This window comes from Kineococcus vitellinus (assembly GCF_009906315.1).
Lineage (GTDB): Bacteria > Actinomycetota > Actinomycetes > Actinomycetales > Kineococcaceae > Kineococcus > Kineococcus vitellinus.
Genome location: NZ_JAAALL010000038.1, coordinates 1 through 19,867 on the forward strand (window position 1 = coordinate 1; position 19,867 = coordinate 19,867).

Annotated in this window: 19 protein-coding genes; 18 read left to right on the forward strand and 1 reads right to left on the reverse strand. The window is 73.1% G+C overall.

Annotation, left to right across the window (positions count from 1 at the left end):
- From GTQ99_RS05525 to GTQ99_RS05545, 5 genes are all read left to right on the forward strand, one after another.
- The coding region (locus GTQ99_RS05525; RefSeq protein ID WP_166614744.1) for a type II toxin-antitoxin system PemK/MazF family toxin at positions 1-429 on the forward strand (429 nt) is incomplete at its 5' end.
- Positions 430-599: 170 nt separating this feature from the next.
- Entirely contained in the window at positions 600-3,281 is a 2,682-nt protein-coding gene (gene alaS / locus GTQ99_RS05530) for an alanine--tRNA ligase (protein ID WP_166614745.1), read from the forward strand.
- A gap of 41 nt (positions 3,282-3,322) precedes the next feature.
- Complete coding sequence (ruvX, locus tag GTQ99_RS05535) at positions 3,323-3,898, forward strand: Holliday junction resolvase RuvX (protein WP_338074748.1); 576 nt, start codon at positions 3,323-3,325, stop codon at positions 3,896-3,898.
- Positions 3,899-3,915: 17 nt separating this feature from the next.
- The gene (mltG, locus tag GTQ99_RS05540; protein ID WP_166614747.1) at positions 3,916-5,007 is read left to right on the forward strand and encodes an endolytic transglycosylase MltG; all 1,092 of its coding nucleotides are present in this window, start codon (positions 3,916-3,918) and stop codon (positions 5,005-5,007) included.
- 82 nt (positions 5,008-5,089) lie between these two features.
- A complete protein-coding gene (locus GTQ99_RS05545; protein WP_166614748.1) occupies positions 5,090-5,950 on the forward strand; it encodes a shikimate dehydrogenase in 861 nt (286 codons plus the stop codon).
- Between the two features lie 25 nt (positions 5,951-5,975).
- Here GTQ99_RS05545 and GTQ99_RS05550 read toward each other — a convergent pair whose 3' ends face one another.
- Complete coding sequence (locus tag GTQ99_RS05550) at positions 5,976-6,617, reverse strand: hypothetical protein (protein ID WP_166614749.1); 642 nt, start codon at positions 6,615-6,617, stop codon at positions 5,976-5,978.
- Between the two features lie 249 nt (positions 6,618-6,866).
- Here GTQ99_RS05550 and GTQ99_RS05555 point away from each other — a divergent pair, with 249 nt between their 5' ends.
- From GTQ99_RS05555 to GTQ99_RS24285, 13 genes are all read left to right on the forward strand, one after another.
- On the forward strand, positions 6,867-8,234 hold the full coding sequence (locus GTQ99_RS05555) for a type IV pilus twitching motility protein PilT (protein ID WP_240896831.1): 1,368 nt from the start codon (positions 6,867-6,869) through the stop codon (positions 8,232-8,234).
- A gap of 14 nt (positions 8,235-8,248) precedes the next feature.
- Entirely contained in the window at positions 8,249-9,517 is a 1,269-nt protein-coding gene (locus tag GTQ99_RS05560) for a type II secretion system F family protein (RefSeq protein ID WP_166614750.1), read from the forward strand.
- A gap of 207 nt (positions 9,518-9,724) precedes the next feature.
- Positions 9,725-10,141, forward strand: coding sequence for a type IV pilin protein (locus GTQ99_RS05565; RefSeq protein ID WP_166614751.1), 417 nt, complete (start codon positions 9,725-9,727; stop codon positions 10,139-10,141).
- A gap of 166 nt (positions 10,142-10,307) precedes the next feature.
- Positions 10,308-10,736, forward strand: a complete 429-nt coding sequence (locus tag GTQ99_RS05570; RefSeq protein WP_166614752.1) for a type IV pilin protein — start codon at positions 10,308-10,310, stop codon at positions 10,734-10,736.
- A gap of 134 nt (positions 10,737-10,870) precedes the next feature.
- Positions 10,871-12,094: a prepilin-type N-terminal cleavage/methylation domain-containing protein gene (locus GTQ99_RS05575; RefSeq protein WP_166614753.1), complete on the forward strand. Its 1,224-nt coding sequence runs from the start codon at positions 10,871-10,873 to the stop codon at positions 12,092-12,094.
- A complete protein-coding gene (locus tag GTQ99_RS05580) occupies positions 12,091-12,741 on the forward strand; it encodes a PulJ/GspJ family protein (RefSeq protein WP_166614754.1) in 651 nt (216 codons plus the stop codon). Before GTQ99_RS05575 ends, GTQ99_RS05580 begins: the two co-directional genes overlap by 4 nt.
- 17 nt (positions 12,742-12,758) lie before the next feature.
- Positions 12,759-14,285 carry a ricin-type beta-trefoil lectin domain protein gene (locus tag GTQ99_RS05585; protein ID WP_166614755.1) on the forward strand — a complete coding sequence of 509 codons (1,527 nt, stop codon included), beginning with the start codon at positions 12,759-12,761 and terminating at the stop codon, positions 14,283-14,285.
- Positions 14,275-15,063 carry a prepilin peptidase gene (locus GTQ99_RS05590; protein WP_166614756.1) on the forward strand — a complete coding sequence of 263 codons (789 nt, stop codon included), beginning with the start codon at positions 14,275-14,277 and terminating at the stop codon, positions 15,061-15,063. The genes GTQ99_RS05585 and GTQ99_RS05590 overlap by 11 nt, the downstream gene beginning before the upstream one ends.
- Before the next feature lie 125 nt (positions 15,064-15,188).
- Entirely contained in the window at positions 15,189-16,235 is a 1,047-nt protein-coding gene (pilM, locus tag GTQ99_RS05595; RefSeq protein ID WP_166614757.1) for a type IV pilus assembly protein PilM, read from the forward strand.
- Positions 16,232-16,942, forward strand: a complete 711-nt coding sequence (locus tag GTQ99_RS05600) for a PilN domain-containing protein (RefSeq protein WP_166614758.1) — start codon at positions 16,232-16,234, stop codon at positions 16,940-16,942. The genes pilM and GTQ99_RS05600 overlap by 4 nt, the downstream gene beginning before the upstream one ends.
- Before the next feature lie 28 nt (positions 16,943-16,970).
- Positions 16,971-17,615 (forward strand): type IV pilus inner membrane component PilO, encoded by a 645-nt coding sequence (locus GTQ99_RS05605; RefSeq protein WP_166614759.1) that lies wholly within the window; start codon positions 16,971-16,973, stop codon positions 17,613-17,615.
- Complete coding sequence (locus GTQ99_RS05610) at positions 17,615-18,826, forward strand: hypothetical protein (protein WP_166614760.1); 1,212 nt, start codon at positions 17,615-17,617, stop codon at positions 18,824-18,826. Before GTQ99_RS05605 ends, GTQ99_RS05610 begins: the two co-directional genes overlap by 1 nt.
- Positions 18,827-18,872: 46 nt before the next feature.
- Positions 18,873-19,867 (forward strand): cell wall-binding repeat-containing protein (locus GTQ99_RS24285; RefSeq protein WP_205706847.1); only part of this gene is annotated, 995 nt, incomplete at its 3' end.

The window sequence follows — 19,867 nt, forward strand, 5'->3', positions numbered from 1 at the left end:
GCCACCGGGACCGCAGCCGGGCCCGCGGGGGGCGCCCCGCGCTTCGAGTACGCGCCGCGCGCCGACGGCCGCCCCGACCCGGGCGAGGTCGTGTGGGCGTGGGTGCCCTACGAGGAGGGCGACGGGCGCGGCAAGGACCGTCCCGTGCTCGTCGTCGGCCGCACCGGTCCGCAGCCGGGCGCGGACCTGCTGGCGCTGATGCTGACGAGCAAGGACCACGACCGCGACGCCGCCGAGGAGGCCCGCCGCGGGCGGACGTGGATGGACGTCGGCTCCGGCGCCTGGGACCGCCGGGGGCGCCCCAGCGAGGTGCGCCTGGATCGGCTGCTGCGGGTGGCGGCGGCGGACGTGCGCCGCGAGGGGGCGGCGCTGGGGCGCGAGCGCTTCGAGGCCGTCGCGCGCCGCGCCGGCGAGGTGCTCGGCCGCTGATCCGCGGGCGCCCGCCCGGTGCTCACCCCGTGATCACCGCGCGCACCGCGACGGCACCGCCGCCCGGCCGGGCGGGTAGGGTCGGACCTCGTTCCGCAGCACGATCCGCAGCACTCGCGCGCGCACCCCCTGGCCCGCGCGCGGCAGTCCCGACACAGGAGGCACGTCCGATGCAGACGGCAGAGATCCGTCGCCGGTGGCTCGACTTCTTCGAGCGCAAGGGGCACGTGGTCGTGCCGAGCGCCTCGCTGGTGTCGACCGACCCGAGCCTCATGTTCACCGTGGCCGGCATGGTGCCGTTCATCCCGTACCTCACCGCCCAGGTGCCCGCGCCCTACAAGCGCGCCACCAGCGTGCAGAAGTGCCTGCGGACCCTGGACATCGACGAGGTCGGCAAGACGACCCGGCACGGCACGTTCTTCCAGATGAACGGCAACTTCTCCTTCGGCGACTACTTCAAGCGCGAGGCCGTCGCCTTCGCCTGGGAGCTGCTGACCACCCCGGAGGAGCAGGGCGGGCTGGGCTTCGACCCGCAGCGGCTGTGGACGACGGTCTACCTCGACGACGACGAGGCCTTCCGGCTGTGGCGCGAGGTCGGCGTGCCCGCCGAGCGCATCCAGCGCCGCGGCAAGGCCGACAACTACTGGAACACCGGCCAGCCCGGTCCCGGCGGCCCGTGCTCGGAGATCTACTTCGACCGCGGCCCCGAGTTCGGCGCCGACGGCGGCCCCGAGGCCGACGAGGACCGCTACATCGAGATCTGGAACCTCGTCTTCATGCAGTACCAGCTCTCCGCGGTGCGCACGAAGACCGACTTCGACGTCGCGGGCGAGCTGCCGGCCAAGAACATCGACACCGGCATGGGCCTGGAGCGCGTGGCGTTCCTCAAGCAGGGCGTCGACAACATGTACGAGATCGACGAGGTCCGCCCCGTCCTCGACCGCGCCGCGCAGCTGTCCGGCAAGCGCTACGGCGCGGTCCACGAGGACGACGTGCGCATGCGCGTGGTCGCCGACCACGTGCGCAGCGCGCTCATGCTCGTCGGCGACGGCGTCACCCCCGGCAACGAGGGCGCCGGCTACGTGCTGCGCCGCCTCATCCGCCGCGCCGTGCGCGCCATGCGCCTGCTGGGCGTCGAGGAGCCCGCGCTGCCGCACCTGCTGCCGGCGTCGATGGAGGTCATGAGCGCCTCCTACCCCGAGCTGCGCACCGACTTCGAGCGCATCTCCCGCGTCGCCTACGCCGAGGAGGACGCCTTCCGGCGCACCCTCGTCTCCGGCACGACGATCTTCGAGACCGCGGTGGCGCAGACGCGCTCGGCCGGCGGCTCGACGCTGTCGGGCGAGCGCGCGTTCGCGCTGCACGACACCTACGGCTTCCCCATCGACCTGACGCTGGAGATGGCCGCCGAGGCCGGCGTCACCGTCGACGAGGCCGGCTTCCGCACGCTGATGGCCGAGCAGGTCGGGCGCGCGAAGGCGGACGCGAAGGCCAAGAAGACCGGCGGGGTCGACCTGTCGATCTACCGCTCGACGCTGGAGGGCCTCACCGGCCCCGTGGTCTTCACCGGCTACGAGGTGGCCTCCGGCGAGGCGCGGGTGAGCGTCGTCCTGCAGGGCGGGGTCGCCACCCCCTCCGCCCCCGCCGGCACCGACGTCGAGGTCGTCCTGGACCGCACGCCGTTCTACGCCGAGGGCGGCGGCCAGCTCGCCGACCACGGCACCCTCACCACCGCCTCGGGCGCGGTCGTCACGGTCACCGACGTGCAGCAGCCCGTGCGCGGGCTCTACGTGCACCGGGGCACCGTCAGCGGCGGTGAGCTCGTCGCCGGCGACGCCGTGCACGCCGTCGTCGACGCGGGCCGGCGCCGCTCCATCAGCCGCGCCCACACCGCCACCCACCTCGTGCACCAGGTGGTGCGCGAGCACCTCGGCGACACCGCCACCCAGGCCGGCTCGCAGAACGCCCCCGGCCGCATGCGCTTCGACTACCGCTCCACCGCGCAGGTCGGCGGCGAGGTCGTGCGCGACATCGAGGCCGTCGTCAACGAGCGCATCCACGACGACCTGGAGGTCTCCGCCCGGGTCATGGACCGCGAGTCGGCGCTGAACTCGGGCGCGATGGCCCTCTTCGGGGAGAAGTACGGCGACCGCGTGCGCGTCGTCTCCATCGGCGAGGACTGGTCCAAGGAGCTGTGCGGCGGCACCCACACGCTGACCTCCCAGCAGGTCGGCCTCGTCTCGATCGTCGCGGAGTCCTCCATCGGCTCCGGCGCCCGCCGCATCGAGGCCCTCGTCGGCGCCGACGCGTTCGACTTCCTCACCCGCGAGCACCTGCTGGTCAACCGGCTCACCGACGTCGTCAAGGCGCGCCCGGAGGAGCTGCCCGAGCGCATCGGCACCCTGCTGACGCGCCTGGGCGAGGCGGAGAAGGAGATCGCCAGGCTGCGCGGCGGGCAGGTCCTCGCCCTCGCGCCGCGCATCGCCGCGGCCCCCACGGACACCTTCGGCGTCAGCGTCGTCACCCACGACGCGGGCCCGGCCTCCGCCGACGACCTGCGCACCCTCGTCCTCGACGTGCGCTCGCGCCTGGGCGACGCGCGCCCGAGCGTGGTGGCCGTCGCCGGGATCGCCAAGGAGCGCCCCGTCGTCGTCGTCGCGACCAACGAGGAGGCGCGCCGCTGGGGCGTCAAGGCCGGTGAGCTCGTGCGCACCGCCGCGCAGCTGCTCGGCGGCGGCGGGGGCGGCAAGGACGACGTGGCCCAGGGCGGCGGCCAGGACGCCTCCAAGGTCGCCGAGGCGCTGGCGGGCATCGAGCACGCCGTCGGCCAGCGCGTCACCGGCTCGCGCTGAGCGGGCTCGGGGACCGGGGCGGGCAGCGGGTGCGCCCGGGGGTGCGACTCGCCGTCGACGTCGGCAGCGTCCGCGTCGGCGTGGCGGCGTGCGACCCTGCCGGTGTGATCGCCTCACCGGTGCGGACGCTGGCCCGCGACGCCGAGCACGACGGCGACATCGCGCAGATCGCCGCGGAGGTCGCCGCGCGGGGTGCGGTCGAGGTGGTCGTGGGGCTGCCGCTGTCGCTGGACGGCAGCGAGGGCCCCGCGGCCTTGCGCGCGCTGGAGTACGCGGCGAAGATCGTGCGGTCCGTGCCGGGTGTGCCCGTGCGCGTGGTCGACGAGCGGCTGAGCACCGTCGACGCGCACCGGGTGCTGCACGCCGCGGGCAAGAAGGAGAAGCAGTTCCGCTCCGTCGTCGACCAGGCGGCGGCCGTCGTGCTGCTGCAGGCGGCGCTCGACGCCGAGCGCTCCAGCGGACGCGCCCCCGGACGGGTGGTGCAGCCCGCGAAGGGCCGCACCAAGCGCCGCCACCGCGGGCAGGCCGGCACGGACCAGCACGACCAGCACCAGCAGCACCACGCGCACCCGGAACTCGACGCAGGCGGAGCACGACCCGACGCCACGGAGGGCTGAGGCTCATGATGGACCTGATGGATCTTGCCGACACCCGCTCGGACGGCGCCCGCCGGCGCCGCCGGGTGCGCCGCCGCCGCGCCCTGGTGGCCCTGCTGCTGGCGGTCTGCGTCGTCGGCGGCGGCACCTGGGTCGCCTGGGGCACCCTGGGGCCCGTCGTCGCCCGGCTGACCGAGAGCGACGACTGGGAGGGCTCGGGCACCGGCTCGGTGGACGTGAAGGTCTCCCAGGGCGACAGCGGCCGCGCCATCGGCCGCACCCTCGCCGAGGCGGGCGTCGTCAAGACGGCCGGGGCCTTCGTCTCCGCCGCCCAGGCCCAGCCGGGCATGGCGGGCATCCAGCCGGGCACCTACCGGCTCAAGGAGCGCATGTCCTCCGCCGCGGCCGTCGCGCTGCTGCTGGACCCCACCGCCAAGGTGACGACCAAGCTGACCGTGCCGGAGGGCCTGCGGGCCCAGCAGGTCCTGGAGCTCATCGGGCGCGAGACGTCCATCGGCGCCGAGGAGCTGCAGGCGGCCCTGGCCGACCCGGCCGCGCTCGGCCTGCCGGCGGGCGCGGGCGGCAACGTGGAGGGCTACCTCTTCCCGGCCACCTACGACGTCGACCCCGACGAGAGCGCCGTGGAGCTGCTGTCGGCGATGGTCGGTCAGACCAACAAGGTCCTGTCCAACCTCGGCGTGCCCGCCGAGCGCGTCCACGACCTCGTGGTGGAGGCCAGCATCGCGCAGAAGGAGGCCCGCACCCCCGAGGACATGGCCAAGGTGACGCGCGTGCTGGCCAACCGCCTGGCCATCGGGATGAACCTGCAGCTGGACTCCACCGTCAGCTACGCCGTCGGCTCCTCCACGGTCACCACGACCGCCGACCAGCGCGCCGTGGACTCGCCCTTCAACACCTACCTGCACCCCGGCCTGCCGGGCGGCCCGATCAGCAACCCGGGCGAGGACGCCCTGCGGGCGGCCATGAACCCCGAGCCCGGCCCCTGGCTGTACTTCGTCACGGTGGACCTGGCGACCGGTGAGACGCGCTTCGCGACCACCGACGCCGAGCACGCCGCCAACGTCGAGCTGTTCCGCACGTACCTGCGGGAGCACCCGGAGAACCCGTGACGCCGACCGCGACGCCGACCCCGACCGCGATGCCGGCCCCGGCCGCCGGGCGGGTGCGGTCGGCGGGCCGCGGGGCCGCACCGTGAGGGCGGCGGTCTGCGGCTCGCCGATCCAGCACTCCCTCTCGCCCGCCCTGCACCGGGCCGCCTACGAGGCCCTCGGCCTGACCGGGTGGACCTACGACCTGCTGGAGGTCGACGAGGAGCGCCTGCCCGCCGTCGTCGAGGGCCTGGACGCCTCCTGGGCCGGGCTGAGCCTGACGATGCCGCTGAAGCAGGCGGTCGTGCCACTGGTGGACGAGGTCAGCGACTTCGCCCGCGCCGTCGGCTCGGTCAACACCGTCGTCGTCACCCCGCGCCTGGACCGCCGCAACACCCCCGGCCGGCGCGGGGTGCGGCTGCGGGCAGAGAACACCGACGTCATCGGCCTGGTGACCGCGCTCGCCGAGGCCGGCGCGGAGCGCATCTCGCGCGGCGTGGTCCTCGGCGGCGGGGCCACCGCCCGCTCGGCCGTGGTGGCGCTGCTGCAGGCCGGCTGCCCCCGGCCCGTCGTCGTCGTGCGCAGCCCCGACCGCGCGGTGGAGCTGCGCGCGGTCGCCGCCCGCCTGGGCGGGGAGGTGGAGGTCCGCGACTGGTCGCAGCTGCCGGTCGCCCTCACCGCCGACGTCGTCCTCTCGACCGTGCCGATCGGCGGGTCGGAGGCGATGGCGCAGGCCCTGCTCGGCGCGTTCCGCCCCGTGTGGTGGCCGCTGCTGCTCGACGTCGTCTACGCGCCGTGGCCGACGCCGCTGGCCCGGCAGTGGGGCGGCCCCGTCGTCGGCGGCTTCGAGATGCTGCTGCACCAGGCCGTCGCGCAGGTGGAGCTGATGACCGGCCGGCCCGGCCCGGTGGCGGCGATGCGCGCCGCGGGGCTCGCGGCGCTGGCCGAGCGCACCCGGGCCTGAGCCCGCCCCGCCCGCCGGTCCGAGGTCAGCGGCGCTCGGCGGTGGTCAGGTCGACGGTCAGGGTGAGGTCCGCCGGGTCGTCGCCGCCGGGGGAGGTCTGCTCGCGGGTGCGCGCGTCGATCAGCGCCGGCCCCGCGCCCCACGCGGCGTCGCGGGGGAAGACGTGGAAGTCCGCCAGCTCGGCCCCCGGCGCCAGGAGGACCGCCGGGGCGTCCGGCTCCTGCCGGCACAGCGAGCCGGTGTCGCCGGAGGGCTCCCGCTCCAGGCGCGGGGCGGAGACGTCCCAGCGGCCCGCCTGGACGGTGTCGGGGTCGCAGCTCCAGCTCACGGGCGCCTCCCCGGCGTTGGTCCAGCGCAGGTCCACCCGCACGGCGTCCTCGTCGACGAGCACGGAGACCACGCTCACCCGCAGGTCCGGCGCGCTGGTGGGGGAGCTGCTGCGCAGGTCCGCCGGGGCCGCCGCGAAGTCGTAGGTGCCGACGGCCGGCAGCTCGCGCTCGGCCCGCTGCACCTCGTCGCGGCTGCGGACGGCGCCGACGAGGGTCACGACCAGCGCCAGCAGCCCGAGCGCGGCGAGCACGCCCACGACCAGCGCGGCCCAGGCCAGCGGCCCGCCCCGCGGGCGCTCCTCGCGCACCACGAACAGGTCGCGCTCCCGGCGGCGCACCGCACCAGGCCCCCGGCTCCTCGCCGCCACCGTCGCCCCTCCCGCTCCGCCGCGCTCCCGAGCGGGGCGGCAGGCCCCCACCGTCTCCCGGGCGCCGCCCGGCGGCCACCCAGGGAGCGCACCCGAACGGCTGACAGGGGTGATCGCCGACCTCAAGGAGCCCCCGCCCGGCGCCGATGAGCACCGGAGAGCGCTGGGGACCCAGCGCCGCCGTGCGCGTGCTCGGTCGTGTCGGGTGTGGGGAGCGAGATGGACAACGCTGGTCAGGGCGGGCCGCCGGTGCAGCCGTACGTGCCGGTGAACATGCGCCCCGAGGACGGCATCCCGGCGCCGCGCCCCAACATCAGCGCCCTGCTGCGCCAGCTGGAGAACGACTCCCAGGAGATCGCCGGCGGCGTGGGCCTGGCGCCCGCCGCGGCGGAGCCGGCGCGGCACTCGCTGGCGCCCGCCGCGCCGCCGCAGCCCGTGCGCCCCCTGCTGGCCCCGGAGCCCGAGCCCGTCGCCACCGCCACCGAGGTCCTCGTCACCGCGGGCGGCGACCCCGAGGAGGGCGGCAAGGTCCGCGTCAACGACGTCCTCATCGCCGGCCTCGAGCTGGGCGCCTCCGACGTCCACCTCACCACCGGCGCCGCCCCCACCGCGCGCCTGTCCGGTGAGCTGACGCCCATGGAGGGCTTCCCGAAGCTGGACTCGCGCTCGCTGCAGGAGATGGTCTACGCGATCCTCACGCAGAAGCAGCGCGAGGTCTTCGAGGCGAACCTCGAGCTGGACTTCGCCTACCAGGTGCCCGGGCACTCCCGCTTCCGCGTCAACGTCTACCGCCAGCGCGAGTCCGTCGGCGCGGCGTTCCGGCGCATCCCCTTCGAGATCAAGCCGCTGGAGGACCTGGGCGTCCCGCCGGTCGTCGGCTCCTTCGCCAACCTCCAGCGGGGTTTCGTCCTGGTCACCGGCCCCACCGGCTCCGGCAAGTCGACGACGCTCGCGTCGATCATCGACCTGGCCAACCGGACCCGCAAGGACCACATCATGACGGTGGAGGACCCGATCGAGTTCCTGCACCGCCACAAGGGCTGCCTCATCAACCAGCGCGAGGTGGGGGAGGACACCAAGTCCTTCGCCAACGCCCTCAAGCACGTGCTGCGCCAGGACCCCGACATCATCCTCGTCGGCGAGATGCGCGACCTGGAGACGATCTCGGTGGCGCTGACCGCCGCGGAGACCGGTCACCTCGTCTTCGGCACCCTGCACACCCAGGACGCCGCGCAGACCATCGACCGCGTCATCGACGTCTTCCCCCCGCACCAGCAGCAGCAGATCCGCGTCCAGCTCGCCTCGGCGATCCAGGGCGTCGTCTGCCAGACGCTGTGCAAGCGCGCCGACGGCCGCGGCCGCGTCGTCGCCACCGAGGTCCTCGTCGCCACCCCCGCGATCCGCAACCTCATCCGCGAGGGCAAGACCCACCAGATCGGTTCCGCGATGCAGGCCGGCGCCCAGTTCGGCATGCACACCCTCGACCAGCACCTCGCCGAGCTCGTGCGCACCCGCCAGATCACGTTCGAGCACGGCCTGGAGAAGTGCCACGCCGCCGACGAGTTCCGCCGCCTGACCGGGCGCTGAGAGGACGACACACGATGGCCACCGCCACCAAGGCGCCCGCGAAGCCGGCTGCCAAGCCGGGCATGACGACGTTCGACTACTCCGCGCGCGACCGCACCGGCAAGCTCGTCAAGGGCACCCTCGAGGCCAACGACCGTTCGCTCGTCGCCCAGCGCCTCGTCAGCCAGGGGCTCGCCCCCGTCTCCATCGCCCAGAGCCAGGCCGGCAAGGGCATGCAGATGGAGATCAACCTGCCCGGCGGCAACCGGGTCAAGCTCAAGGACCTCGCGCTGATGTCGCGGCAGTTCGCCACGATGGTCAGCTCCGGGCTCTCCCTGCTCAAGGCGCTGTCGATCCTCGCGGAGCAGACCGAGAGCAAGAAGCTCGCGGCCACCCTGCAGGAGTGCCGCGCCGAGGTGGAGTCGGGCACCTCGCTGTCGAGCGCGCTCGTCAAGCACCGCGACGTCTTCCCGCCACTCATGGTCAACATGGTGCGCGCCGGTGAGGTCGGCGGCTTCCTCGACCAGGTGCTCGTGCAGATCGCGGACAACTTCGAGGCCGAGGTGAAGCTCAAGGCCAAGGTGAAGGCGGCGATGACCTACCCGGTCGTCGTCTTCATCATCGCCATCCTCGCCGTCGTCGGCATGCTGCTGTTCATCGTCCCCATCTTCGCGCAGATGTTCGCCGACATGGGCGGGACGCTGCCGCTGCCGACCCGGATCCTCGTGGTGCTCTCGCACCTCATGAAGTACGCGGCGCCCATCGGCGTGGTGCTGGCGATCGTCGCGCCCATCGTGTGGGGCAAGGTCAAGGACGAGCGCCGGGTCCGCGAGCTGGTCGACCCGCTGAAGCTCAAGGTGCCGATCTTCGGGCTGCTGGCGCAGAAGATCGCGCTCAGCCGCTTCACCCGCAACCTCGGCACCATGCTGCGCTCGGGCGTGCCCATCCTGCAGAGCCTGGAGATCGTCGGCGACGCCAGCGGCAACGTCGTCATCGAGCGCGCCGCCAAGGACGTCATGGAGAGCGTGCGCTCGGGGCGCTCGCTGGCCGGCCCGCTGGCCGAGCACGCCGTCTTCCCGGCGATGGTCGTGCAGATGATGAGCGTCGGTGAGGACACCGGTGCCCTGGACGCCATGCTGCACAAGATCTCCGACTTCTACGACCAGGAGGTCGAGGCGACCACGGAGGCCCTCACCAGCCTCATCGAACCCCTCATGATCGCCTTCCTGGGCGGCATCGTGGGCTCGATGATCGTCGCCATGTACCTGCCCATCTTCAAGGTCATGGACCTCGTCCAGGGCTGATCGCAGGACCTTCGGCGGCCCGTGCGCGATGGCGCACGGGCCGTCGTCGTCCCCACCCCCGCCGGCGGGTGCACCGTTCGGGTGACGGTGTGACGAAGGTGCTCAAGCTTCCGCGGGCCGCACCGATACCTCAATCAGAGCCGCACACCAGCCGGTGCGCGAGACGCGAGCGGCTCCGGTACTCACACTCACGAAGGAGAGCGTCGAATGCTCGCTCGCATCCGCAAGGCCATGGACGAGAAGGACCAGGGCTTCACCCTGATCGAGCTCCTCGTCGTCATGATCATCATCGGGATCCTGGCCGCCATCGCCATCCCGACGTTCCTGAACCAGCGCAACAAGGGCTACGACACCCAGGCGAAGTCCGACCTGCGCTCGGTGCAGACCGAGATGGAGACCTTCTACACCGACGCGCAGGCCTACCCGACGGCCATCGTCGTCGGCTCTCCGGCGTCGCCCGCCGCGGCTGGCACCATCTACGTGAAGAAGTCGGCCAGCGTCGGCACGCCCACGCTGAAGAGCGGTCTCGGCACCGAGGCGTACTGCGTCCAGGCGGCCTCGAAGTCCGGCACCACCTGGCACGTGTCCAGCACTGAGTCCGGTGTCGTCACGGGCGCCTGCTGATCCTGTTGCTCCACGCGACGAACGACGTCCGGCACTCCGCCGGGCGTCGTTCGTCGTTCACGGGCGCGGCCAACCGCATCACCGACCGCTGGCGCCGACCTGGACAGCCGTGCGGGTTTCCCGACGAGGGGTGGCACCTCGGGTCTGAAGAGATGGATGGAACCCAATGATGCACCAGCACCAGTCTCGCGACGACGGCTTCACCCTCGTCGAACTGCTCGTCGTCATGATCATCATCGGCATCCTGGCGGCCATCGCGATCCCGAGCTTCCTGGGCCAGCGGAGCCGGGCCTACGACTCGCAGGCCCGTGCCGACGTGCGCGCCGCACAGGCGGAGATCGAGGCGTTCTACAGCTCGGCGCTGGGCTACCCCGACGCCGTGGTGTGGGCCGACTCCGCGGCGGTGCCGGCCGGGACGGTGACCGTCAAGCGGTCCAAGGACATCGCCGCGGGGACGTCCTCGCTCGTCTACCGCAACAGCGGCGACGACTACTGCATCTCGGTGCACTCCCGCTCCGGGGCCTGGATCGCCATCACGAGCAGCCGCTCCGGTGCGGTGAGCCAGGACCAGGCCTGCACGAGCCCGCTCGGGTGAACCCGGCCCCCTGGCGGTGACGCGCGCTCAAGACGCACGGGGCCGGTACCGATCACCACTCCGAAGGCTCCGCGGCAGGTCCGTGGTGCACCGACCGCCCGACGGGGCGCACGACGTTCAGGGAGGGGCCGGAGATGACGGACCTGTCGCCGAGGGACCACCGCGATGCCGGCTTCTCCCTCGTCGAGGTGGTCGTCGCCCTCGTGCTGCTCGCGGCCATCGCCGCCTCGACCGCGGCCTTCTTCCTGCGCGGCTCCATCGCCGCCAGCGAGCAGCAGCGCAACCAGGCCGCGACCGCGCTGGCGACCCAGGCCATGGACTCCGCCCGTGCCGTCCAAGCCAAGTACCTGCTCGCCGGCCGGTGGGAGAACGCGGTGAACACGCAGTGGACCGCCTCCACCGCGCCGCTGAAGACGAGCACGCTCCCCGCGTGGGACCCCGCGGCCGGTGCCGCCTCCGTGCCCACGCTGCCGCTGACGTCGACCGTGCAGCAGCAGGGGGAGACCTACCAGATCTCCACGCTCGTCGGGGTGTGCTTCCGGCCGACCGGCAGCATCGCGACCGACCAGTGCACGAGGGCCGGCGCGAGCAGCGCGCAGAGCACCGTCGCCGGCCACGTCCGCATGTACCGCGTCGTCGTCGAGGTCAGCTGGTCCAACGGCGCCCGCTCCTCGCGGTGCACGGGCGGCACCTGCACCTACCGCGCCGACACCCTCGTGGACCCCTCGGCCGAGCTGCGCTGGAGCGTCACACCGGCCCCCGTCGTCGAGCCGAGCACGCAGGGGACCACCGCGCAGACCGGCACGTCCAGCGCCGTGTCGCTGCGCACCCTCGTGGACGCCGGCAACACCGACCAGTACTCCCGGGTCTACGTCAGCTCCACCAGCGCCGGCACCGGCCGCTTCAACATCGACGGCACGCCCTACAACGCGGTCACCCGCTTCTCCGGCAAGGACCTCACGTTCACGCCGCCGCTGAACACGGTGGGCACCTACTGGGTGCGCTGGTTCGTGCGCAACAACGACGGCCAGGCCTCCAAGACGGTGACGATGACCGTGCCGGTGCAGCCGGTCGCCACCGCCGACACCTTCACCGCCCTGCCCCTGACGAGCAGCAAGACGATCGACGTGCTGACCAACGACAAGCCCACCGGTGGTCCGTCCGTGTACGTCGAGACCCCCGTGCGCACGGCCGGCAGTTGCGGCCTCACCCGCGTCGGCACGAGCAACCAGTTCACCGTCACCACGACGAAGCTGCTGGAGACCTGCAGGTGGACCTACGTGCTCCGCGGTGTCGACGACTCCAGCAACCTCAAGACCGCTGCCACGAACCTCGCGGTGCAGGTGGTCGGACTGTGAACGAGCAGCGCTCCGACGAGGGCATGACCCTCGTCGAGACCCTCGTCGGGATGTTGATCTTCTCGATCTGCTTCGCCGTCTTCGTCGCCGGTCTGCAGCTCATGGTCCGCGACACCCACCGCACGCAGCAGGTGTCGGACGCCGCCGACCAGATGCGCAGGGCGTTCCAGGCCATGGACCTCGAAGCCCGCTACGCGGAGTCCGTCAACGCGCCGGCCGTCGTGGACGGCGCGTGGTGGGTCGAGTTCCGCGACCCGATCGTCGACGGCGGCAACCCGCAGTGCACGCAGTGGCGCTACGCGGTCTCCACCGGCCTGCTGGAGCAGCGGACCTGGGACTCGACGCAGCCGGCGGGGTCCACCTGGCGCACGCTGGCGACGGGCCTGTCGACCGACGCGGCGATCCTCACGGACGCCACCCGGCGGCCCTTCACCCGGACCCTGGCCACCCAGGCCGCGGGGACGACGGACGAGCTGACGCAGCAGACCGTCGCCGTCCGCCTGGAGTCCCCGCGCCGCGCCTCCGACGGCAGCCGCCGGGCGGTGGACGTCCTGCAGACCACCTTCACGGCGCAGAACAGCAGCTCGCAGTCCGACTCGAACCTCGGGTCCGCGGTCTGCTCCCCGACGACCAACCGGACCCGGTGAGGACGATGACTGGACTCGTGCGGATCCTGCGGACCCGCCTCGACGCGCACCACGGCCGGCAGGACGAGGGTGCCGCGCTGCTCATCGTCATGACGAGCGTGCTCCTGACGGCGGCGCTCAGCGTCGTGATCCTCGGCCTCGTCCTCAGCCAGATGCTGCCGACGCGCGTACAGGCCAAGCGCACCGCGACCCTGGCCACCGCGCAGGCGGGCATCGACGCGGCCACCTCCCAGATGCGGGCGGCCATCGGCACCCACAACGCCGACAACGTGCCCTTCGGCGGCAAGAACAAGCTGCCCTGCTCGCTCACCGGCACCGTCGGGAACCAGCGCTACTCGGTGTCCATCACGTACTACGACACCGACCCGACCGAGCTGTCGGCCGCCGAGCAGGCGATCCGGACGGTCGACTGCACGCCCGGCGGCGGCACCGTGTACGTCCCCTCGCACGCGATCATCACCTCGGAGGGAGCGGCGCCCGCCGTGAAGGGCCAGGCCGCGGACGTGGGCAACCGCAAGCTGAAGGCGCTCTACTCCTTCCAGCTCGACAACGGCAACATCGCCGGCGGCATCATGTGGAGCGCGCCCGGGAGCAAGTACTGCCTGCAGGCGGAGTCCGCGACGGTCGGCGCCAAGGTCAAGTACCTCGCGTCCGGGTCGTGCGCCTTCAACGACGTCAAGCAGATGTGGGTCTACAACACGGACTACACCATCGTGCTCGCCAGCACGCTCAAGGCCACGCGCCTGTGCCTGCAGGGCAAGACCAACGCCGACGCCGACGTCGAGCTGGCGGTGTGCGACCCGGCGAAGCCCGCGCAGCTGTGGAGCTACGAGGGCGGTGCCCGGTTCAAGGGGCAGAACAACGGCAACACCGACTACGGCAGCCGCTGCCTGGGGACCGGCTCGAGCGTCGCGGACACCGCGATGGCCGGCAAGGTCCTGCGCAACGGCGCCTGCGCCAGCGACCAGGAGTGGGGTTCCTTCGCCCCCGACCCCAGCGTCGGTGCCGGGGCGGCGTCCTACCAGACCAAGCAGATCGTCAACTACTTCGAGTTCGGCCGCTGCATGGACGTCACCAACGAGGACATCAACTACTCGCTGATGATCATCTACCCCTGCAAGCAGGACCCGTCGGGTGGCTCCAAGCTCAAGTGGAACCACAAGTGGCGCTACACGGAGAACATCACCGCCAAGCAGAGCATCTACGTCGAGCAGTACGACGACCCCGCGAAGCGGTTCTGCCTCACCGCGGCAGCCGCCTCCGTGGCCGACGCGGACGCGAACCTCGTCTTCCGCACCTGCGACGGCCGCGCCGAGCAGAAGTTCACCCGCTACTACAAGATGCCGGACTACGCCGACAGCTACACCTTCGTCGACTTCAGCGGCCGCTGCCTCAGCGTCGGGCCGAAGTGGAACAACGGCAACTTCTCGCGCATGGTCTCGGCGGCCTGCAACGGTGGCTCCGCCCAGAAGTGGAACGCCCCGCAACTCATCAGCGACCCGGGCGTCAGCGCGGTGCGCGAGGTCCAGCACGATGTCTCCTGAAGTCGCCGCCGCCGGCCTGGTCGGCCTGCTCGTCGGCTCCTTCCTCAACGTCGTCGTCCACCGGGTGCCGCTCGGGCTCTCCGTCGTGCGTCCCGCCAGCCGGTGCCCGGGGTGCGGCCACGAGGTGCGCCGGCGCGACAACGTGCCGGTCCTCTCGTGGGTGCTGCTGCGCGGGCGCTGCCGGGACTGCTCGGCGCCCATCAGCGTCCGCTACCCCCTCGTGGAACTGGCGACCGGTCTGCTCTTCGCCGCCACCGCCGCCGTGGTGGGGCCGACCTGGGCCCTGCCCGCGTACCTGTACCTGGCGGGGATCGCCGTCCCCCTGACGCTGATCGACCTCCAGGTCCACCGGCTGCCGGACCGCATCGTCCTGCCGTCGTACGCCGTCGCCCTCGTCCTGCTGACCGCGGCGAGCGCCGGGTCCGGGAACTGGACGGCTCTGCTGCGGGCCCTGGCCGGCGGCTGCGTCCTCTTCCTGCTGTACGCGGTCGTCTTCGTGGTCAAACCCGGTGGCATGGGCCTCGGGGACGTGAAGCTGGCCGGGGTCCTGGGCCTCTACCTCGCCTGGTGGGGCTGGGACGCGCTGGCGGTCGGCAGCTTCCTGGCCTTCCTGCTCGGCGGCCTCGTCGCCGTCCCGCTCGTGCTGTTCACCGCCGCGGGCCGGCGCTCGAAGATGCCGTTCGGACCGGCGATGCTGGGCGGCGCGCTGCTCGCCCTCGTCGTCGCCGAGCCGGTCGGGGACTGGTACCTCTCCCTCGTGGGGCTGGGCACCGCCTGAGACCCGGGCGCCCGGGTCCCATCGGGCGACATCGCCGCAGCGGCCTCAAGGAGGGCCCCGGCGGTTCCGATCATCACCTCGGGCCCCCACCGGGCCCACCACCCACCGACCCTGGAGGAGGCGACGTGCCCGGACGAACCGCCGTCGGTCTCGACATCGGCACTTCCGGCGTGCGCGCCGCCGAGCTGTCCTACGGACGTGACGGCATCACGCTGGAGAAGTTCGGGCAGGTCGCCCTCCCCGAGGGGGCGGTCCGCGACGGCGAGGTGCTCGACCGCCCCGCCGTCGTGGAGGCGCTCAAGACGCTGTGGAAGGCCAGCGGCCTCAAGGGCAAGCGCGTCGCCCTGGGCGTCGCCAGCCAGCGCGTCGTCGTGCGCCAGCTGGAGCTGCCGTGGCTGCCGCGGGCCGAGCTGAAGGCCTCGCTGCCCCTGCAGGTGCAGGAGTACCTGCCGATGCCGGTCGAGGACTCCGTCCTCGACTTCCACGTCACCGAGGAGCTCAACGACGAGGACGGCCGGCGCCTGCGCGGGCTGCTGGTCGCCGCGACCCGCGACGCGGTCCTGTCCAACGTGCACGCCGTCGAGGCGGCCGGCCTGCGGGCCACGTCGGTCGACCTGACCTCCTTCGCCGTGCTGCGCGCCGCCGGCAAGCAGCACAGCGACGTCGCGACCGAGGCGCTGCTCGACATCGGTGCCCGCGTCAGCAACCTCGTCATCCACTCCGGCGGCTCGCCCCGCTTCGTCCGCATCCTCCTCATGGGCGGGCAGGACATCACCGACGCGATCGCCGAGCGCGTGGGGCTGCCCTCCTCGGTGGCCGAGGCGGTCAAGCGCGGCAACGCCGAGGAGCTGACGGACGCCGAGGCCCAGCTGGCGGCCTCCGCCGTGGAGCTGATGACCGAGGTCTTCGTCGACGAGGTCCGCGGTTCGCTGGACTACTACGCGGCCTCCAACCCCCAGTTCCCCGTCGAGCGGATCCTCGTCTCCGGCGGTGGTTCCCTGCTCGCGGACGTCTCGCACAAGCTGCAGCAGGTCACCCGCAAGCCGGTCGCCCCCGCGGACGTGCTCTCCAACGTCCGCCTCGGCCGCACCGGCCTGGACGAGCACCAGCTCGCAGCCATCCACCCGCTGGCGGCGGTGCCCGTCGGCCTCGCCCTCGGAGCGGTCTCATGAGCCTCCAGACGCTCGACGCGCTCACCACGCGCACCAGCGTGGTCCGCGTCGACCTGCTGCCGCGCGAGGTCGCCGCGGCCCGCGGCAGCCGGCTGCTGCGCATCGCCCTCGGCGCGGGGCTGGCGGTCGTCGCCGGCGTCGCGTGCGCGGCCACCCTCGTCACCGCCGGGCACGTCTCGACGGCCGAGGAGGCCCTCGCCGCCGAGCAGCAGCGCACGCTGCAGCTGCAGCAGGCCCAGCGCGCCTACGCCGACGTGCCCGTCGTCCTCGCCCAGCTGGAGGACGCCGAGGACGTCCGGCGGCAGGTCACGGCCGGCGACGTGCCCACGTACCTGCTCCTGGACCAGCTCGCCGCCCGCGCACCGCTCGACCTGGCCCTCACGGCCGTCGAGGTGGCGGTCGACGCGGGCTCGGCGGCGGGCGCAGCGGCGAGTTCGGCGGCGGGTTCCGCCACGGCTCCGGCCGCAGGCGCTGCGGCGGAGGTCGTCGGCACCGACCCGCTCGCGGTCGCCGGCATCGGCACGGTCTCGGTGACCGGCCAGACGAAGAGCCAGGCGCAGGTGGCGGCGTTCATGGACGCCGTGGACACCGTCGGCGGCATGACCGGCACCCGCCTCAGCAGCTCGACCCTCGACCCCACCACCGGGCTCATCACCTTCACCACCACCGCCACCCTCACCGACGACGCCCTGTCGTCCACGCGGTGACCCGAGAGACGACAGGAGGCCCGACGAGATGACGCAGAACAAGAACACCGTCTGGATCGCCGGCACCGGCGTCCTCGCGGTGCTGGTGCTGCTGGCGACCTACTTCCTGCTGATCGCGCCCAAGCGCGCGGAGGCGGCGGACCTGGCGACCCAGCGGCTGCAGGCGCAGCAGGACAACGAGGTGCTGGAGCAGGAGACGGCGCTGCTCGAGGCGCAGTTCGCGACCCTCGACGAGCGCCGCGCCGAGATCGCCGCGATCACCGCGGAGCTGCCGGCCGAGGCGCAGACGCAGCAGCTGCTGCGCCAGGTCGAGACGTTCGCCACCGCCAGCGGGGTCACCCTGCTGTCGGTGGCCCCCGGCGCCCCGGTGCTGCACGGCGCCGACGCCACGGGCGCGGCGGCCGACACCAGCGGCGCCGTCGTGGTGGACCTCCCGATCACCCTGACCACCGAGGGCACCTTCGCCGGCACCGAGCTGTTCCTCAAGCAGCTGCAGGCCGACATGGGCCGCTTCCTGCTGGTCGACGACCTGAGCCTGGCCAACGGCACGACGGACGGGGGCGAGGGCGTGACCACGACGGTGACCGGCCGCGTGTTCGTCATGCGCGACGCGCAGACCGCCGGCGCCACCCGGGCCGGCACCGCCACCACGACCGACGGGAGTGAGAGCTGATGTGGGGCAAGCCCGCTGACGAGTCCGCCGAGCTGCCCGAGGCCGAGCTGCCCGGGTTCTTCGACGAGGTGCCGAGCGACCGCCGGCCCGTGCGTGCCGTCCTCGGCGGCGTGGCGGCCGTGGCCGTCCTCGCCGGCGGTGCCGGTGCGTTCCTGTGGCTGGGCAGCGTCCCTCCCGCGGACGCCTCTGCCGTCGGCGCGCCGGGGGCGCTTTCGACGCCGTCGGTGTCCGAGACGACGGCACCGTCGTCCTCCGTCGCCTTCGCGGCGAGCGGTCGCGACGTCTTCGACCAGTTCGCCACGCCCGCGGCCGCCGCTGACGCGGACTCGACGGCGCAGGCGGGCGGGACCGGCAGCTCGACCGGCTCGACCAGCTCGACCAGCTCGACCGGCGCGAGCGGCGGCACCGGGACGAGCGTCCCGGCGACGGGCACCTCCCCGGCGACCGGCAAGCCCTCGGCGACCGCCGGGGCCACCGCCACGACGACCAAGGCCCCGACGGCGACCACCACGACGCCGGCCACCCCGCCGAAGCCGACGCCGACCGTCAGCCGTTCCACCGCTCCGGCCTGGCAGCAGGGGGTCGTCAGGTTCGACGGGATCCCCGAGGGCAGCACTACCGGCGAGGGCGAGTTCACCCTCGACGCCGACGGCGTGAACCCCGTCGCCGGTTGGCTCACCGCCGGCTCGCTCGTCCCGTCGACATCGACCGTCTACCGCCCCTGGGGCATCACCACGGAGCGGGGGATGAACGAGGCCGAGAAGGCGGCTTGCGAGAAGCAGATCAAGAACGCCGCCACCTCCGAGGACGCGGCCAAGATCAACCGCATGACGAAGAACTGCAGCGTGACCGACGACTACGTGTGGCAGGCCGTCTTCGTGCCCAGCAGCCAGGCGAAGCTCGCCGACACCAACGCCGAGGCCTTCGGCTGGCTCGTCGCCACGGACAGCAAGCTCGCGGACGCGGTCGTCGGCAAGGTCACGGGCACGATCCGCTGGATCGGCGGGCGCGGCGACAGGTATCTCGTCCAGGTGGACGACGAGCCCGGTGTCTGGGTGAAGGCCGGCGACGCGGTCCCCGGAACCCCCCTCGTCTTCGAGGGCATCGGCCTGGACTCGATCGCCCGCGGTGACGTCGCCGTCTTCAAGGCCGGCGGCACCCAGTACTTCACCGTGATCGGTGGCGGCGAGAACGCCGGCATCACCTTCTGAGACGCCGCCCACCCCGACCAGCTCCTCCACCACTTCGGAGACCACCATGATCCGCACGTCCCCTGCCGCCACCCGGCGCGCCGCGGCCGCGGTCGTCCTCGCCGGCCTCGTCGGTGGAGCGGCTGCGACGGCCGCGGACGCCTCTCCCGTCCGCTTCCACCAGGTCTACGGCGCGGACCGCTACACCACCTCCGCGCTCGTCGACGACCTGCCCACGAACACCGCCTACGTGGTGTCCGGCACGAACTACCCCGACGGCCTCACCGCCGGCGCGGTGGCCGGCAAGGGAGCGCCGGTGGACGGTGGCAACGTCTACCTCACCGAGCGCGGTGCGCTGCCGCAGGCGGTCCGCGAGCGGATCGTCTACGCCTCGAAGGTCGTCGTCGTCGGCGGCGAGGCCTCCGTCGGCGCCGACGTCATGACGTGGCTCCAGCAGAACACCCGGGCCGCCCTCAGCCGGGCCAGCGGCACGGACCGCTTCGAGACCGCCGCGGCCCTGTCGGCGGTCTCGTACCCGACGCCCGCCGCCGGTGCGGCCGGCGTGCGCAACGTCGTCATCGCCACCGGGTACGACTACCCGGACGCGCTGGCGGGCAGCGCGGCGGCCGCGCACGTGGACTCGCCCCTGCTGCTCGTGCAGGGCGAGAGCGTCCCGGCGTCCGTCGTCGCCGAGCTGCAGCGCCTGCGGCCGCAGGCCATCACGGTCGTCGGCGGCGCGAACCGGGTCGGCGACGCGGTGCTGGAACAGCTGAAGGGTTTCACGTCCGGTCCGGTCACCCGCATCGCGGGCACCGACCGCTACGACACCGCGAACCGCGTCAGCGCCGCGTTCTTCCGCGACGCGGAGGAGGTCACGATCGCCTCCGGCGAGACGTTCGCCGACGCCCTCGCGGCCGGTGCCCGCGCCGGTCGTCACGAAGGACCCCTGCTGCTCACGGCCAGCACGTGCCTGACCGAGCAGACGAACCTGGAGATCGAGCGGCTGCAGGCCCCGTACGGCGAGGACGCCGACCTCGACGCGATCGGCGGGCCGAGCCGCAT

Bases quoted from the DNA above. Each gene is read 5' to 3' on its own strand.
- alaS (WP_166614745.1), top strand. From the start codon at position 600: ATGCAGACGGCAGAGATCCGTCGCCGGTGGCTCGACTTCTTCGAGCGC.
- mltG (WP_166614747.1), top strand. From the start codon at position 3,916: ATGGATCTTGCCGACACCCGCTCGGACGGCGCCCGCCGGCGCCGCCGG.
- GTQ99_RS05555 (WP_240896831.1), top strand. From the start codon at position 6,867: ATGGACAACGCTGGTCAGGGCGGGCCGCCGGTGCAGCCGTACGTGCCG.
- GTQ99_RS05560 (WP_166614750.1), top strand. From the start codon at position 8,249: ATGGCCACCGCCACCAAGGCGCCCGCGAAGCCGGCTGCCAAGCCGGGC.
- GTQ99_RS05565 (WP_166614751.1), top strand. From the start codon at position 9,725: ATGCTCGCTCGCATCCGCAAGGCCATGGACGAGAAGGACCAGGGCTTC.
- GTQ99_RS05570 (WP_166614752.1), top strand. From the start codon at position 10,308: ATGATGCACCAGCACCAGTCTCGCGACGACGGCTTCACCCTCGTCGAA.
- GTQ99_RS05575 (WP_166614753.1), top strand. From the start codon at position 10,871: ATGACGGACCTGTCGCCGAGGGACCACCGCGATGCCGGCTTCTCCCTC.
- GTQ99_RS05590 (WP_166614756.1), top strand. From the start codon at position 14,275: ATGTCTCCTGAAGTCGCCGCCGCCGGCCTGGTCGGCCTGCTCGTCGGC.
- GTQ99_RS05600 (WP_166614758.1), top strand. From the start codon at position 16,232: ATGAGCCTCCAGACGCTCGACGCGCTCACCACGCGCACCAGCGTGGTC.
- GTQ99_RS05605 (WP_166614759.1), top strand. From the start codon at position 16,971: ATGACGCAGAACAAGAACACCGTCTGGATCGCCGGCACCGGCGTCCTC.
- GTQ99_RS05610 (WP_166614760.1), top strand. From the start codon at position 17,615: ATGTGGGGCAAGCCCGCTGACGAGTCCGCCGAGCTGCCCGAGGCCGAG.